The sequence below is a fragment of the Mesorhizobium sp. Primo-A genome (assembly GCF_003997175.1).
GTDB lineage: Bacteria > Pseudomonadota > Alphaproteobacteria > Rhizobiales > Rhizobiaceae > Mesorhizobium > Mesorhizobium ciceri.
Genome location: NZ_RZTG01000001.1, coordinates 462,686 through 476,183, shown reverse-complemented (window position 1 = coordinate 476,183; position 13,498 = coordinate 462,686). Strand labels below are relative to the sequence as shown.

Sequence of the window (13,498 nt, the reverse complement as noted above, 5' to 3'; positions counted from 1 at the left end):
AACGATTACAATGGGAGAAGGGCGGCAATGAATTTTCCGATCGAGGCTATCCGGGGGAAATTTCCCGCTCTCTCTCTGACCGACAAGGGCCGCCGCCGCATCTATCTCGACAACCCTGCCGGCACGCAGGTGCCACAGGCAGTGGCGGATGCGGTATCGCGCTGTCTCTTGACCACCAATGCGAACCTTGGCGGCTACTTCGAAACGACGATTGCCGCGCAGGCCGTCGTCGATGAGGCACATGAGGCCATGGCCGATTTCCTCGGCGCCGCAAGCCCTGAGGAAATCGTCATCGGCGCCAACATGACGACGCTGACCTACCACATCTCGCGCACGCTCGGCCGCACGATGCAGCCCGGCGACGAGATCATCCTCACCCGCATGGACCATGAGGGCAACGTCTCGCCCTGGCTGCAACTGGCCGAGGATCACGGCCTCGTCGTGTGCTGGCTGCCGTTCGACGAAACCAGCTGGCAGGTCGAGGAGGCGACGCTGGCTGGCTTGCTTTCGGAGAAGACACGGCTGGTCGCGTTGAACTACGCCAGCAATTTGACCGGTTCGATCAACCGGGTGAAGGCGCTGACTGCGATAGCCAGGAATGCCGGTGCGCTGGTCTATGTCGATGCTGTCCAATTCGCGCCGCACGGGCTGATCGACGTGCAGGAGCTCGGCTGCGATTTCCTGATCTGCTCGGCCTACAAATTCTTCGGACCGCATATGGGCATATTGTGGGGCCGGCGCGACGTCATCGATGACTTGCAGCCCTATAAATGCCGCTGTTCGTCGAATGGCCTGCCGGAGCGGTTCGAACTCGGCACGCCGCAGATCGAGCTGATGGCCGGCCTCACCGCCGCAGTCGACTACTTTGCCGACCTTGGCGCGGCGGCGGGCGAGGGCGGTTCAAGAAGGCAGAAGATCGCCAAGGCGTTCGCGGCTTCGATCGCGTACGAAAACCCGCTGGCGCAACAACTGATCGACGGCCTGTCCGATATCGAGGGCTTGACCGTCCACGGCATCACCGACCCGAAGCGGCTCGGCGATCGCGTGCCGACGGTTTCCTTCACGGTCGAGCGCATCGTGCCGGAGACAATCGTGCGGCAGATGAACGCCGAAAACATCTTCCTGTGGTCCGGTCACAACTACGCCTGGGAGATCGTCCACCAGCTCGGCATTCCAGCCGAGCATGGCGTCGTGCGCATCGGCATTGCTCACTACAACACGGCAGCCGAAATCGACGAAACGCTGGAAAGTGTGCATCGGGTCATCGCCATGCTCAGGCAGCAGCGCTCCTAACGCTGGCTTGAGCACTCACCGCATCTTGCCGCCGAAGCCGGTGAGGAACGCGGTGAGATTGTCGCCGAGTTTGTCGCAGAGGTAGCCGCCCTCCTGGACGATGACCGTCGGCAGGTCGAGCTTTGCGATGGCCTCGCCGATGCGCGAGAAGCCAGGCGTCGTCACCGAAAGTCCGCCGAACGGATCGCCCTCGAACGCGTCGAGGCCGAGCGCCACAACGAGCGCGTCGGGCGAAAAGGCACGGATACGCTGGAAGGCCACCTCGAGCGCTTCGAGAAACGCCGCGTCGGCGGATTTGCGCGGCAGCGGCAGGTTGAAATTGTAGCCGAGGCCGGGCCCTTCGCCGCGCTCGTCGGCATGGCCCCAGAAGAACGGATAGAAGCGCACCGGATCGGCGTGCAGTGAGACGGTCAGCACATCCGGCCGTGCATAGAAGATGCCTTGCGTGCCGTTGCCGTGATGCAGGTCGACATCGAGGATCGCCACCCGTGCGGCCCGTTTGCGCAGAACCTGCGCCGCGACGGCCGAATTGTTGATGAAACAGAAGCCGCCGGCAACATCGGCAAAGGCATGGTGGCCGGGAGGGCGGCACAGCGCGTAGGCGGCCGGTGCGCCTGATATCACCGCCTCGGCCGCATCGACCGCGCTCCAGGCGCTCCATAGCGCGCTCTGCCATGTCTCGCCCGAGATCGGGCAGGCGGTGTCGGCCATGTGATAGCCGGCCTGGCCGACCGCCGAGGCCGGATAGGAGCCGTTGCGCGCGATCGGATGGATGTTGGGGATCACTTCGGCCGAAGCGCCCTCGATGCGCTGCCAGCGCGCGTAGATATGCTCGAGGAAATCCAGATATTCCGGCGTGTGCACCGCCGCGGCCGGGCCGAGCCCATGATCCCGAGGTCGCTCGATCGTGCAACCCGCAGATAGTGCGCCGACTAACAATCTCTCGATGCGCTCCGGCTTTTCCGGATTGGGCTGTGCCGCGCCGCTCGAAAGAAAGGCCCTGGGGTCGTGGCGCTTCTGTTCCTCGGCATAGAAGGCTTTCATTCCTGATCCCCGTTTTCCGGCGCGTCGGCGAAAGCAAAGAAGGCCTCGCCGATGATTTTTTGGGTCTGTTCGTAGCTCGACCAGGCGATGCCCAGCCTCTCGTAGAAGGCCTTGGCCCCTTCATTGTCGGTGTCGACGGACAGCCGGAGATAGACGCCGCCTTCCTTCCGGCACTGCGCCGCAACACGCCGCAGCAGCCGCTCGCCGATCTTGCGGCCGCGAAAACGATCCTCGACATAGAGGTCCTGCACATAGACGCCAGGCCGCCCCATCCATGTCGAAAAGATCGGGAAATGCAGGCAAAGGCCGGCAAACTCGCCGCCCACTTCGGCGATCAGGGTGGAGAAAGCGGGCTTTTCACCAAAGCCGTAGGTGCGCAAATCATCTGCTGTCGAAATGATCTCCTCCGGCGCACCGATATGCGTGCCGAGTTTCAGGATCGCGGCGTGGATGGTTTCGACGTCTTCCACTCGGCCGGGGCGGAGGCGGATTTTGGGCGAGGCAATCATTTCAGGTTCATCTCAGATCAGCATCTCAAAACGCCACCCGGTCGCCGCCCTTGAGCGCCAGCATGTCGCGCGCTTCGGTGGGCGTTGCAACCTCCAGCGACAGCCCGTCGAGAATGCCACGGATACGGCGCACCTGATCGGCATTGGATTTCGCCAGCTGGCGGCCGTCATAGAGACTGTCCTCCAGCCCGACACGGACATTGCCGCCCATGGCTGCTGCAATTGAGATCAGCGGCATCTGCTGGCGGCCGGCGGCGAGCACCGAGAACTGGTAGCTGTCGCCGAACAATTTGTCGGCGATCCGCTTCATGTGGACGAGATTGTCCGGGTCGGCGCCGATGCCGCCCAATATGCCAAGGACGAATTGGATGAACAGCGGTCCCGACACCAACCCCCGATCGCGAATGCGCCAGCGAATAGAGATGGCCGACATCATAGCATTCGAATTCGAAGCGCGTGCCGCAGCCCTTTCCCAGTCTTTCCAGCACCGCTTCCATATCGGCGAAGGTGTTCTTGAAGATCGTGTCGCGGGTGGCTTCCAGCAGCTTGGGTTCCCATTCGTGCTGCCATTCCCTCGGCTTGTCGAGCATCGGGAACAGCGCGAAATTCATCGAACCCATGTTGAGCGAGCACATTTCGGGTTCGGCCCGCAAAGGGGCTGCCAGCCGCTGGTCCAGCGTCATCAGCGACGAGCCGCCGGTGGTGATGTTGATCACTGCATCGGTCGCCTGCTTGATGCGCGGCAGGAACTGCATGTAGACGTCCGGATCGGCGGTCGGGCGGCCATCCCTCGGGTCGCGGGCGTGCAGATGCAGGATCGAGGCGCCGGCTTCCGCCGCCGCGATCGCGTCTGCGGCGATCTGGTCCGGCGTCACCGGCAGATAGGGCGACATGGACGGCGTGTGCACCGAGCCGGTGACGGCGCAGGTGATGATGACTTTTCGCGGTGCCATTCTTACCCCTGGCCTCCGACCGGCAGGTCGAGCTCGGCGGCCAGAACCTCCAGCGAGTCACCGATGATGGAGATGATCTCGCCGACCTGCTCGGCCGTGACGATCATCGGTGGCGCGACCATGAAATTGTCGCCGTCGACGCCGCCCTTGACCCTGCGGCCATAGATGATCAGCCCGCGTTCATAGGCGAGGTCGAGCAGCCGCTGCGTGGCTTTCTTGTTCTGGTCGATCGGTTTTAGGGTCTCGGGATCGGCGACCATCTGGGCGCCGGTGAGCAGGCCCTTGCCACGCACGTCGGCAAGGAACGGAAACCGCTTCGCCAGGCCTTTAAGCCCGTCCATCAGCACATCGCCCATGGCTGCCGCATTGGCGATCAGGTCGAGCCGGTCCATTTCGCCGAGCACAGCCAGGCCGGCGGCACAGGCCAGCGGATTGCCGGCATAGGTGTGGCCGTGCTGGAAGCCGCCGGAGGCGAGCAACGGCTGCACCAGCCGCATCGGTGCGGCGAGTGCGCCAAGCGGCGCATATCCGGAGCCCAGCCCCTTCGACAAGGCGACGATGTCTGGCTTGCAGTTCCAGTGATCGCCGCCGAGGAATTTGCCGGTGCGGCCGACACCGCTCATGACTTCGTCGTGGATGAGCAGGATGCCGTAGCGGTCGCAGATCTCGCGGATGCGTGGATAATAACTGTCCGGGGCCACCAGCGCCGCGGTCGCCGCACCGCCGATCGGCTCCATGATGAAGGCAACCACGCTGTCTGGACCTTCCGCAAGAATCTTCTCCTCCAGCATGTCGGCATAGCGGATGCCGCGCTGCTCAATCGAGAGATTGTCGCGGTCGCGCCAGGCATTCGGCGCCGGCACGGTTGGCATCACCCGCATCATCGGCTCGAACGTTTCGGCCAGCGCATCGTCGCCGGTGATCGAGAGCGAACCCAACGTGCCACCATGATAGGAGGGGAAACGCGTGATCACCTTCCAGCGGCTGGCCTGGCCGGTGGCGACCGCCCATTGCCGCGCCAGCTTGATGCAGGATTCCGTCGCCTCCGAGCCACCGGAGACGAAGAAGATGCGGTCCATGCCCTCCGGCAGCTTGCCGGCCAACTCCCGCGCCAACTCCTCCGCCGGCTCGTTCTCGAAATGCAGCCGATAGGCGAAGGTGGCGCGGTCCATCTGCCGCTTCATGGCGTCGAGCACATTGCGATTGGAATGGCCGATATTGGCCACCATCGGGCCGCTCGAGCCATCGATGAAGCGGCGGCCGTCCTGCGTCCACATGTAGATGCCTTCGGCGCGGTCGATCAGCGGCCGGCGCAGGCTGGACAGATAGAACAGATGCGAGTCTCGCCGGGCTTCGGTTTCTTGAACGGCGGATTGGACTTTCGACATGTCAGGGCTTTCCGAGGTAACGATCGAGGACATTTTTCGTGACGCGTTCGACCATCGGGTCCTGTCTTAGCAGGCCGGCGACCCATTCGCAGCTTCCGGCATGGAACACCTCGCCCTTGCCGCGCGGGAAATTGACGATCATGCCGTTGCCGCGTTTGACCTTTTCCAGATTGGCGTCGCTCGCCTCGCCAAACAACGTTTCGGCGGTGAAGCGGCCGTCTTCGTCGGTGAGGAACTGGTCCTCGATCGGGATATCGGCGCTTTCCTCGACCTGGGATGCCATGCCGACGGCGAGAACCTGCAGGCCATCTGGCGCGCCGCTGGTCGCAGTCGGGTAGGGCAGGCCGCCGCGTATCTCGAAGTCGAGCCCGTCGACCTCATAGCCATAGACATGGCTGTCGGCGCCCAGCAGGTCGCCATAGTAGATGCCGGTGCCGGCGAAGGCCCAATGCTCGGGCCGGTAGACCGGGAAACCACGCACGCCGCGCGGTGCACAGCCGCCCCAGCCGGCATAGACACCGCGCGTCGCGTTGAGCCCGAAGGTCGCCGAACCCGGCCGGCCGATTTCCGGCGCCTCCCAGGAATTGGTGGCACGGGTGACGTCGCCGTCTGGGAGATAGGCCGGATCTTCGGCACGCGAGCGATATTTGTAGCAGACCTGCCGGCGGCCCTCGTCTTCGAACCGCGTCTGCCACATGAAATTGCCGGCAAAGCGCGCCGCATGGCCGCCGCGGGTCACATAGGCGTCGACGGCATCGCGCATTTCCCAGGTCCAGTATTCGTCATGGCCGACGAACACGGCGCAGTCATAGCCGTCGAGAATTTCCGGCGAAAAATGCAGATCATGCTGGCTGGCGAGATCGACTTGATAGCCGGCCCGCTCGGCGAAGCGGAAAAAATGGCTGTCGTAGCTGGCCCAGCCGGACGAAGCGTATTTCTTCGAATGGCCGGTGGCGAGCGCCCACTCCATGTGCGGATAGCGCGGCACGGTCTTCGGCGGCACAGCGACCTCCAGCGGCACACGCGGCGCATCCTTGGGCAGCACGACGAAGCCACGGCACCAGGGGCGCTGCGTCGAGACGATGGGCGAATACTGGTTGCGATCCGGCCCGGTGATGCCCTGATAGTGGTTGGAGCCGCCCCAGGTGTTGTAGGCCAGCCATGTGCCTGTCGCCGCCACCTGGAGCACGCGGCCAGGTTTGCGGCCCGGCTGCGGGCAGACGATGAAAATATGGTGGCATTGGATCGGCTTGCCGTCGAGCCCGTCGGCGGTCAGCGTGACCCGATAGGCGCCGGACGGCCAGCCCGCTCCGACGCGAAATTCGAAGGATGGGTCCCAACCGCAGCCTTCAGCCGAACACTGGTCGGGTGTGTCCTGCCAGCGTGCCGCGATGCCCGATTTCTCGAATACTTTGTTTTCGCTGCCGCCATCTCGGGTGATTGTGATGCCGAACGTCGCAGCTGTCGAACTGACATGCAAAGCCACCGTTTCGCCGGCGCGATAGGAAAACCGGTCGCTGTAGCACCAGATCTCGCCGCGCTCGCCATCCATGCCTGGCCACTCGTAATAGTGGCCGCGCACCGCGTGGCGGCGCTGCTCCGGCGTCAGTCCGAAATCGGGGAATTCCGTGTTTGGGCTGGTCATGGTCATACTCAGGCGGAAAGATATTTCTTGAGGAAGCTGCGCGTGCGGTCCTTCTGCGGCGCGCGGAACATGTCGCCGGGCGGGCCTTCCTCGACGATCACGCCGTCATCCATGAACAGCACCCTGTCGGCCACTTCGCCGGCAAAGCGCATCTCATGCGTTACGATGAGCATGGTCATGTGTTCGGCGGCAAGCTGTTTCATCACCGCGTTGACCTCGTCGACCAGTTCCGGATCGAGCGCCGAGGTGGCTTCGTCGAACAGCATCACCTTGGGCTGCATCGCCAGTGCACGGGCAATGGCCACACGCTGCTTCTGGCCGCCCGAAAGCCGCGAGGGGTAGGCGTCGATCTTGTCGGCGAGCCCGACCTTGGACAAGAGGCTATGCGCCAGCGCATGCGCGTCACTTTTGGTCATGCCTTTTAGGATGATCGGTCCCATGGAAATGTTCTCGATCACGGTCAGATGCGGGAACAGATTGAAGTGCTGAAACACCATGCCCATCTGCTGGCGCACCTTGTTGATGTGCCGCTCGAAGGCATGGCCGTGCAGCTTCTGGTTGACCTGCACGCCGTCGAGCCAGACTTCACCGGAGTCCAGGGATTCCAAATGGTTGATGGAGCGCAGCAGCGTGCTCTTGCCGGAGCCACTCGGGCCGATGATGGCGACGATCTGCCCGCGATCGACCGACAGGCCTATGCCTTTGAGAACCTCGACGGCGCCAAACGATTTGCGCGCGCCGCGAACCTCGACCATTGGCCGCTGCGTGCTCATCGGGAAACCTCCACATGTCTTTCAAACCGACGCAAAGCCGCCTCGAGCACAAGATTGAGAATGTAATAAAGCGCCGCTGCGGTGATGTAGAACTCGAACGGGCGGAACGTTTCGCTGATCGCCAGCTGGGCCGAATGGACCAACTCGGCGATGCCGATGACCGAGACGATCGAGGATTCCTTCAACAGCGCGATCAGATTACCGCCGATCGGTGGTGCCGTGTTGCGGATGGCTTGCGGTATCACGACATGGCGCAGCGTCTGCCACTTGCCGAAGCCGATGCTGCGCGCACCCTCCGTCTGGCCGACATCGACGGCCACGATGCCGGCGCGGATGATGTCGGCATTGTAGACGGCAAAGTGCAGGCCGAGCCCAACAATGCCGGCGGCAAGGGCAGGAATGTCGATGCCGATCTGCACCAGGCCGAAATAGATCAGGAACAGCTGCAACAGCAGCGGCGTGCCCATGAACACCCACATGAGCGCGCGCACGGGATAGGCAACGATCTTAGGGGCGTAGAGCACGATGACCGCGAACAGGATGCCGCCGACGAAGCTGAGTGCGCCCGCCGAGACCGTCAGCACCGCCGTCCACCAGGCACCAATCAACAGAAGGTCCCAGTAGGGCGCGACGACGGTGAAATCCAAACCTTGCATCGTGCTCTCCGGTCAGACGATGGCGAAGCGTTTGTCGAGCAGGTCGACGATCCGCGCAACCGCGTAGACCATGATCATGTAGAGCAGGGCTGCAACGCCGAATATCTCGAACGGCTTGTAGGTGGAGCCGATGAAGCGCTGGGCGGTGTAGGTCAGTTCGACGACTGAAATGGTCGACACAAGTGCTGATCCCTTCAACAAAGCAACCGTATTGACCCCGAGCGGCCGGATCATCAGCCGTGCGGCCTGCGGCAGCACGACCTTGCGCAAGGTCTGGAAACGGCTGAAGCCTGTTGTGCGGGCGGCCTCCGTCTGGCCCCTGTCGACCGCGACCAGCGCACCACGGATCGATTCCGCCATATAGGCGCCGATGTTGAGACCGAGGCCGATAACGCCGGCGGCGAACGGCTCCAGATTGATGCCGATCTGCGGGCCGCCGAAATAGAGCACGAAGAGCTGGATCAGGCACGGCGTGCCGCGAAACAGGCTGACATAGAGCGTGCCGATGGTCCGCAGGATTGCCGATTTCGACATCTTGGCGGCCGCGGCCAATGAAGCAGCCGCGAGGCCCAGGATCAGGGCCAACACCGTGATCTCGATCGTCACCAAGGCGGCCTCCACGAAGAACGGGAAGACGCGCTGCATCAAGGAGAAATCCATGAAAGGGTCCAGCAGGAGTAACGCTCGGCTTCAGGCGGCTTTGCTCGCCTGAAGCCAGGAGAGATCAGCGGATGTCGCTGCCGACCCACTTCATCGAGATCTTTTCGTAGCTGCCGTCCGCCAGCATGTCGTCCAGCGCCTTCTGCATCGCAGCCTTGAGCTCCGGATTGTCCTTGCGGATGGCGATGCCGATGGCAACAGCGCCGCCTTCGATATCGGGCGTGTTGAGCTTGCGGACCTTCTCGCCCGTCTCCTTGACGGCAACCATGACCGGAATGTTGTCGACGACTATCGCGTCGACGCGGCCGGCCCTCAGCTCCAGCAGCATTTCCGGCAGGCCCTTGTAGGTACGGATATCCCAGCCACCCTTTTCGCGCGCCCATTTCTCATGCGTCTCGCCCAGCGTCACGCCAATGGTCTTGCCCTTGAGGTCGTCGAGGCTCTGCACTTTCGACTGCTCGCTGACGAAAACGGCGCGGCCGGCGTGGTAGTAAGGCCCGACGAAATCGACCACCTTTTCACGCTCAGGCGTGATCGTCATCGAGCCAACGACGGTGTCGTATTTGTTGGCGAGCAGGCCGGCAATGATGCCGTCCCAGGCCGTGGTGATGATGGTGCCCTTGACACCGATGCGCTCGGCGATGGCCTTGCCGATATCGGCGTCGAAACCGACGACTTCATTCTGGTCGTTGACGAAGTTGAAGGGCGGATACTGACCGCTCATGGAAATCTTCAGCTCGCCCGCCGCCTTGATCTTTTCGAGGTCGTCGGCCCTGGCCGAAACGGCAGTGAAGGTCGACGCAAGCAGCAGGGCCGCAACGGCGATGCCGGAAAATACTCTGTTCATCTGATTTCATCTCCTCTGGATGGCGCGCAAGGTTTGTTCTTGGGAGGCGTGCAGACGCTTTCCTGTCATCAATGATTGCCTTTGCGGTATCATTGCGCAAATAGATAATGCGAATAGAGAGCATAGATATCAGGAATGGTACTTCCACGCCCCGAACGGCTGGTCTGGGATCTCGACTGGAACCTTCTGAGGACATTCGTCGTCATCGCGGAGGTGAAGGGCATCACGCGAGCTGCGGAGCGACTGAACCTCAAGCAACCCAGCGTCAGCAATGCTCTGCGGCGACTGGAGGACCGGGTGGGCCGGCGTCTGGTCGAGCGCGACGCGACGCGCTTCGAACTGACCGAGGTCGGGCGGCTTCTCTACGAGCAGAGCGTCGAGGTGTTCGGCACCATATCGCAGTTGCCGCTGCTGATGCGCGGCATCAGCGACGATGTTCCCGGCCATGTGATGATCGCGACGGCAAGCCATGTCGTCTCGCCGCTCTTTGATCAGGCGCTGTCCGAGTTCCACAGCAACTACCCGCACGCCAGCATCACCATTTCAGTCGCAGCAAGCACCGAAGTCGCCAAGCAGGTGAGGGAGCGGCGTGCTTCCTTCGGCATCTGCCTGGTCAGCCAGCGCGATCCGGCGCTGGAATATGCGATGGTCTACCGCGAGTTCTTCGGCTTCTTCTGTGGGCCGCAGCACAGGCTTTACGGGCAAACCGGGCTGACGCTGACCGATCTCCGAGGCGAGCCCTCGGTATCGTTCCAGACCGACCATATCTCGGATGCGTTGCGGCCGGTCGCGCTGTTGCGCAGCGAGGCCCGGCTCAATGCCGATGTCGTCGGCGTGTCCTCGAGCCTGGAAGAGGTGCGGCGCATGATCGTCGCCGGGTTGGGCATTGGGCCGCTGCCGCTGCACGTCGCGCGGCGGGATGTGGCGGATGGAATGCTGTGGCGGCTGCCGCCCTATGACGCGCCGCCGGCCATCGACATCTTCCTGCTGGTCAATCCGGACAAGGTGATGAACCGCGCCGAGAAGGCGCTGCTGTCAGGGCTGCAGACGCTGATTGCCGACACGCCCCTCGATGACCGCATCTACATAGGCTGACGGGCGGAGACAGGCTTATTCGATCAAGAAGGCCGAAGAGCGGTCGCGCATCGGCTCGTCCAGAGCGACCGAGGCGCGCGCGGCAAGGTCGAAGCGCACGCTTGTCGTCCGGCTCGATGCGCGGACAATGCCGTCGAGCGAGCCCAACATCACCTGTTCGAAGGTGATGGAGGTGCGGCCGATCTTCACGACATGCGAGCGGATGGTGATGAGTGCACCGGCTTTCGTTTCATGCCGATAGTCGATTTCGGTGCGCACGTCGGCCCATCCGATCTGCGACGCCTGGTTGTCGTCCTGTCCGGCAATATGGCCGAGAAGCTGGAAGCTGGCATCATCGAACATCGCCGCGTAGTGACGCACATTCACGTGCCCCATCACGTCGCACATCCAGGGATGAGCGACGCCGACAAAGGTGACGAGAGATTTGCTCATGGGGATTTGCTCCGTGGCCTTCGACGATCGCGCAGACGCAATATCGAAACGCGCGACGACAGGCAAACGATCTGCTGTCCCTGGCATCTTCGAACCGAGAATGGCCTTCGGACTTCGTATTCGTTAGCCGCACCCTTGGCCACCTCCATCAAACGGACTATTTCAGGGGTGGCGGCGTTTCCGCCACGGGGGTCGGCATGCTCAGAGTGCAAAAGGTCAAGGTCGACGAGATCTACGTGCCGACGGCGCGCAAGAAAACGCTGCATCCCGAGACCGTCCGCCATCTCGCCGAGGACATTCTGGAAAACGGCATGAAGACGCCGATCCAGGTCCGCCATGACGGCAAGCGCCACATCCTCGTCGAAGGCCTGCACCGGCTGGAAGCGGCAAAGTGGCTCGGCGAGACCGAGATCGAGGCCTATCTGGTGCAAGCCAAGCGCCACTAAGGCTTTGGCCCATCGATCACTTTGTCATCCTCGGGTCTCCGCGACGGAGCTGCGTTCGTGCTCCGCCCGTGGATGACGAAGGTGAGTGACGCCTCGGGTCAATCGAAACGGTGTCGCAAAATTTTCGCTGGCCGATGTCGGCTTGCGGTTCATCGGCTCGTCCTTGGGACGGAAGCCAGATCAAACGCAGGACGCCATCATGACCACCAAGCTCGACATCGCCCCCACCAACGACCGCGAACTGGTTCTCGCCCGCATCATCGATGCGCCGCGCGAGAACGTCTATCGCTGCTGGACCGATCCGAAACTGATCACGCGCTGGTTCTCTCCAAAACCGTGGACGACGCCGCGCGCGGAGATGGATGTGCGCGCCGGTGGCTCGAGCCTTGTCGTCATGGCCAGCCCGGACGGCAACGAGTTCCCCAACCCAGGTGTCTTCCTCGAAGTCGTTGCCGGCAGGAAGATCGTCCTCACCGACGCCTACACTGAGGCTTGGCAGCCTTCGGAAAAGCCGTTCATGACCGTCGCGCTGACCTTCGAGGACGAGGGCAACGGCAAGACCCGCTACATCGCTCGGGTCAGGCACTGGAGCGTCGCCGACCGCGAACAGCATGAGAAGATGGGGTTCCACGAGGGCTGGGGACAGTGCGCCGACCAGCTCGAAGAACTCGCCAAAACGCTTTGATCCGCATAACGCCTTGATATCGACAGGAGAGGAGATCGATATGTTCAAAACCCTGTTTTTCGCCATTTTTGCTTCGGCCGCAGCACTGCTTGCCTGCCCGGGCATCATCAATGCAGAGGAGACAAAACCTGCCATGACGACTGAAACGAATGCACTGCCGAAGCCGGAAAAGTCCGGCCTTCTGACGATCAACGGCCTGAACTACTACTATGCAATCTATGGCAAGGGCGAGCCGCTGCTTCTGCTGCATGGTGGTCTTGGCACCACGGATATGTTCGCGCCGATCCTGCCGAAACTTGCCGAAAACCGCACCGTCATCGGCGTCGACCTGCAGGGTCACGGCCGCACCGCGCTGGGTGACCGACCATTCACCGTGGAGGCGATGGGCGACGACATGGCCGCCATCGTCAAGGCGCTCGGTTACAGCCAGGTCGATGTCATGGGCTATTCGCTAGGCGGCGGCGTCGCCTTCCGCATGGCCGTCCAGCATCCCGAAGCGGTGCGCCGCCTCGTCTTGGTATCGACCGGCTACGCCACGGACGGCTTCTATGACGAGATGCGTCCGCAGCAGGCACAGGTGAGCGCAGCCGCGGCTGAGTTCATGAAGGACACGCCGATGTACAAATCCTACGTCGCGGTGGCGCCACATCCGGAGGAGTTCCCGAAGCTCCTCGATGCGCTGGGCGGCTTCATGCGTCAGAACCGCGATTACTCGGCCGATGTCGCCAAGCTGAAGATGCCTGTCATGCTGGTCTATGGCGACAGCGATATGTATAAGCCCGAACACGAGATCAAGTTCTATCAGATGCTCGGCGGCGGACTGAAGGACGCCGGCTGGATGCGCGAGAACTTGTCGCAGAACCGCCTGGCGATCCTGCCCAACCGCACCCACTACGATGTCTTCTTCGCCCCGGAGCTGACGGCCGCCGCGCTGCCGTTCCTAAACGGCCAGACCAAGGTCAAGACCTGGGACGAGGTCGTCGGCGAAATGGAGTGAACGCCAAAACCGCCGGCTGTTGGCGGGCAGCCGGCATTCCGTGGCTCCATGACGGCTTTCGGCGTCATGGCTTCA

The 13,498-nt window shown here is 62.6% G+C and carries 14 protein-coding genes and 1 pseudogene; 5 read left to right on the top strand and 10 right to left on the bottom strand.

Features of this window, described 5'->3' with window-relative positions; genetic code table 11:
- Positions 1-27: 27 nt before the first annotated feature.
- The gene (locus tag EOC83_RS02270) at positions 28-1,293 is read left to right on the top strand and encodes a cysteine desulfurase-like protein (protein ID WP_063167832.1); all 1,266 of its coding nucleotides are present in this window, start codon (positions 28-30) and stop codon (positions 1,291-1,293) included.
- Between the two features lie 15 nt (positions 1,294-1,308).
- Here EOC83_RS02270 and EOC83_RS02265 read toward each other — a convergent pair whose 3' ends face one another.
- The 9 genes and pseudogenes from EOC83_RS02265 to EOC83_RS02225 form a co-directional block, all read right to left on the bottom strand.
- The gene (locus EOC83_RS02265; RefSeq protein WP_063167833.1) at positions 1,309-2,337 is read right to left on the bottom strand and encodes a histone deacetylase family protein; all 1,029 of its coding nucleotides are present in this window, start codon (positions 2,335-2,337) and stop codon (positions 1,309-1,311) included.
- Positions 2,334-2,846 (bottom strand): GNAT family N-acetyltransferase, encoded by a 513-nt coding sequence (locus tag EOC83_RS02260; protein WP_013532101.1) that lies wholly within the window; start codon positions 2,844-2,846, stop codon positions 2,334-2,336. Before EOC83_RS02260 ends, EOC83_RS02265 begins: the two co-directional genes overlap by 4 nt.
- 25 nt (positions 2,847-2,871) lie before the next feature.
- Positions 2,872-3,799, bottom strand: a pseudogene (locus EOC83_RS02255) (3-keto-5-aminohexanoate cleavage protein).
- A 2-nt stretch (positions 3,800-3,801) separates the two neighbouring features.
- Positions 3,802-5,187, bottom strand: a complete 1,386-nt coding sequence (locus EOC83_RS02250; protein ID WP_063167834.1) for an aspartate aminotransferase family protein — start codon at positions 5,185-5,187, stop codon at positions 3,802-3,804.
- A gap of 1 nt (position 5,188) precedes the next feature.
- Entirely contained in the window at positions 5,189-6,832 is a 1,644-nt protein-coding gene (locus EOC83_RS02245; RefSeq protein ID WP_063170215.1) for a N,N-dimethylformamidase beta subunit family domain-containing protein, read from the bottom strand.
- 8 nt (positions 6,833-6,840) lie between these two features.
- Positions 6,841-7,605 carry an amino acid ABC transporter ATP-binding protein gene (locus EOC83_RS02240; protein ID WP_063167835.1) on the bottom strand — a complete coding sequence of 255 codons (765 nt, stop codon included), beginning with the start codon at positions 7,603-7,605 and terminating at the stop codon, positions 6,841-6,843.
- Positions 7,602-8,261, bottom strand: a complete 660-nt coding sequence (locus EOC83_RS02235) for an amino acid ABC transporter permease (protein WP_013532096.1) — start codon at positions 8,259-8,261, stop codon at positions 7,602-7,604. Before EOC83_RS02235 ends, EOC83_RS02240 begins: the two co-directional genes overlap by 4 nt.
- 12 nt (positions 8,262-8,273) lie before the next feature.
- Positions 8,274-8,921, bottom strand: coding sequence for an amino acid ABC transporter permease (locus tag EOC83_RS02230; protein WP_063167836.1), 648 nt, complete (start codon positions 8,919-8,921; stop codon positions 8,274-8,276).
- Between the two features lie 64 nt (positions 8,922-8,985).
- Positions 8,986-9,768, bottom strand: a complete 783-nt coding sequence (locus EOC83_RS02225) for an ABC transporter substrate-binding protein (protein ID WP_063167837.1) — start codon at positions 9,766-9,768, stop codon at positions 8,986-8,988.
- A gap of 135 nt (positions 9,769-9,903) precedes the next feature.
- Between EOC83_RS02225 and EOC83_RS02220 the strand changes: the two genes are divergently transcribed.
- The gene (locus EOC83_RS02220; RefSeq protein WP_063167838.1) at positions 9,904-10,863 is read left to right on the top strand and encodes a LysR family transcriptional regulator; all 960 of its coding nucleotides are present in this window, start codon (positions 9,904-9,906) and stop codon (positions 10,861-10,863) included.
- A gap of 15 nt (positions 10,864-10,878) precedes the next feature.
- Here the strand turns inward: EOC83_RS02220 and EOC83_RS02215 are convergent, their stop codons facing one another.
- The gene (locus tag EOC83_RS02215) at positions 10,879-11,295 is read right to left on the bottom strand and encodes an acyl-CoA thioesterase (protein WP_024504355.1); all 417 of its coding nucleotides are present in this window, start codon (positions 11,293-11,295) and stop codon (positions 10,879-10,881) included.
- A 197-nt stretch (positions 11,296-11,492) separates the two neighbouring features.
- Between EOC83_RS02215 and EOC83_RS02210 the strand changes: the two genes are divergently transcribed.
- The 3 genes from EOC83_RS02210 (at position 11,493) to EOC83_RS02200 (ending at position 13,423) form a co-directional block, all read left to right on the top strand.
- On the top strand, positions 11,493-11,741 hold the full coding sequence (locus EOC83_RS02210) for a ParB N-terminal domain-containing protein (protein WP_013532091.1): 249 nt from the start codon (positions 11,493-11,495) through the stop codon (positions 11,739-11,741).
- Between the two features lie 199 nt (positions 11,742-11,940).
- Entirely contained in the window at positions 11,941-12,426 is a 486-nt protein-coding gene (locus EOC83_RS02205) for an SRPBCC family protein (RefSeq protein WP_024504356.1), read from the top strand.
- A 40-nt stretch (positions 12,427-12,466) separates the two neighbouring features.
- A complete protein-coding gene (locus EOC83_RS02200; protein WP_063167839.1) occupies positions 12,467-13,423 on the top strand; it encodes an alpha/beta hydrolase in 957 nt (318 codons plus the stop codon).
- The last annotated feature ends 75 nt before the right edge of the window (positions 13,424-13,498 follow it).

Coding starts and splice junctions, on each gene's coding strand:
- EOC83_RS02250 (WP_063167834.1), bottom strand. CDS start 5,187: ATGTCGAAAGTCCAATCCGCCGTTCAAGAAACCGAAGCCCGGCGAGAC.
- EOC83_RS02245 (WP_063170215.1), bottom strand. CDS start 6,832: ATGACCAGCCCAAACACGGAATTCCCCGATTTCGGACTGACGCCGGAG.
- EOC83_RS02260 (WP_013532101.1), bottom strand. CDS start 2,846: ATGATTGCCTCGCCCAAAATCCGCCTCCGCCCCGGCCGAGTGGAAGAC.
- EOC83_RS02220 (WP_063167838.1), top strand. CDS start 9,904: ATGGTACTTCCACGCCCCGAACGGCTGGTCTGGGATCTCGACTGGAAC.
- EOC83_RS02215 (WP_024504355.1), bottom strand. CDS start 11,295: ATGAGCAAATCTCTCGTCACCTTTGTCGGCGTCGCTCATCCCTGGATG.
- EOC83_RS02205 (WP_024504356.1), top strand. CDS start 11,941: ATGACCACCAAGCTCGACATCGCCCCCACCAACGACCGCGAACTGGTT.
- EOC83_RS02240 (WP_063167835.1), bottom strand. CDS start 7,605: ATGAGCACGCAGCGGCCAATGGTCGAGGTTCGCGGCGCGCGCAAATCG.
- EOC83_RS02265 (WP_063167833.1), bottom strand. CDS start 2,337: ATGAAAGCCTTCTATGCCGAGGAACAGAAGCGCCACGACCCCAGGGCC.
- EOC83_RS02230 (WP_063167836.1), bottom strand. CDS start 8,921: ATGGATTTCTCCTTGATGCAGCGCGTCTTCCCGTTCTTCGTGGAGGCC.
- EOC83_RS02210 (WP_013532091.1), top strand. CDS start 11,493: ATGCTCAGAGTGCAAAAGGTCAAGGTCGACGAGATCTACGTGCCGACG.
- EOC83_RS02225 (WP_063167837.1), bottom strand. CDS start 9,768: ATGAACAGAGTATTTTCCGGCATCGCCGTTGCGGCCCTGCTGCTTGCG.
- EOC83_RS02200 (WP_063167839.1), top strand. CDS start 12,467: ATGTTCAAAACCCTGTTTTTCGCCATTTTTGCTTCGGCCGCAGCACTG.
- EOC83_RS02235 (WP_013532096.1), bottom strand. CDS start 8,261: ATGCAAGGTTTGGATTTCACCGTCGTCGCGCCCTACTGGGACCTTCTG.
- EOC83_RS02270 (WP_063167832.1), top strand. CDS start 28: ATGAATTTTCCGATCGAGGCTATCCGGGGGAAATTTCCCGCTCTCTCT.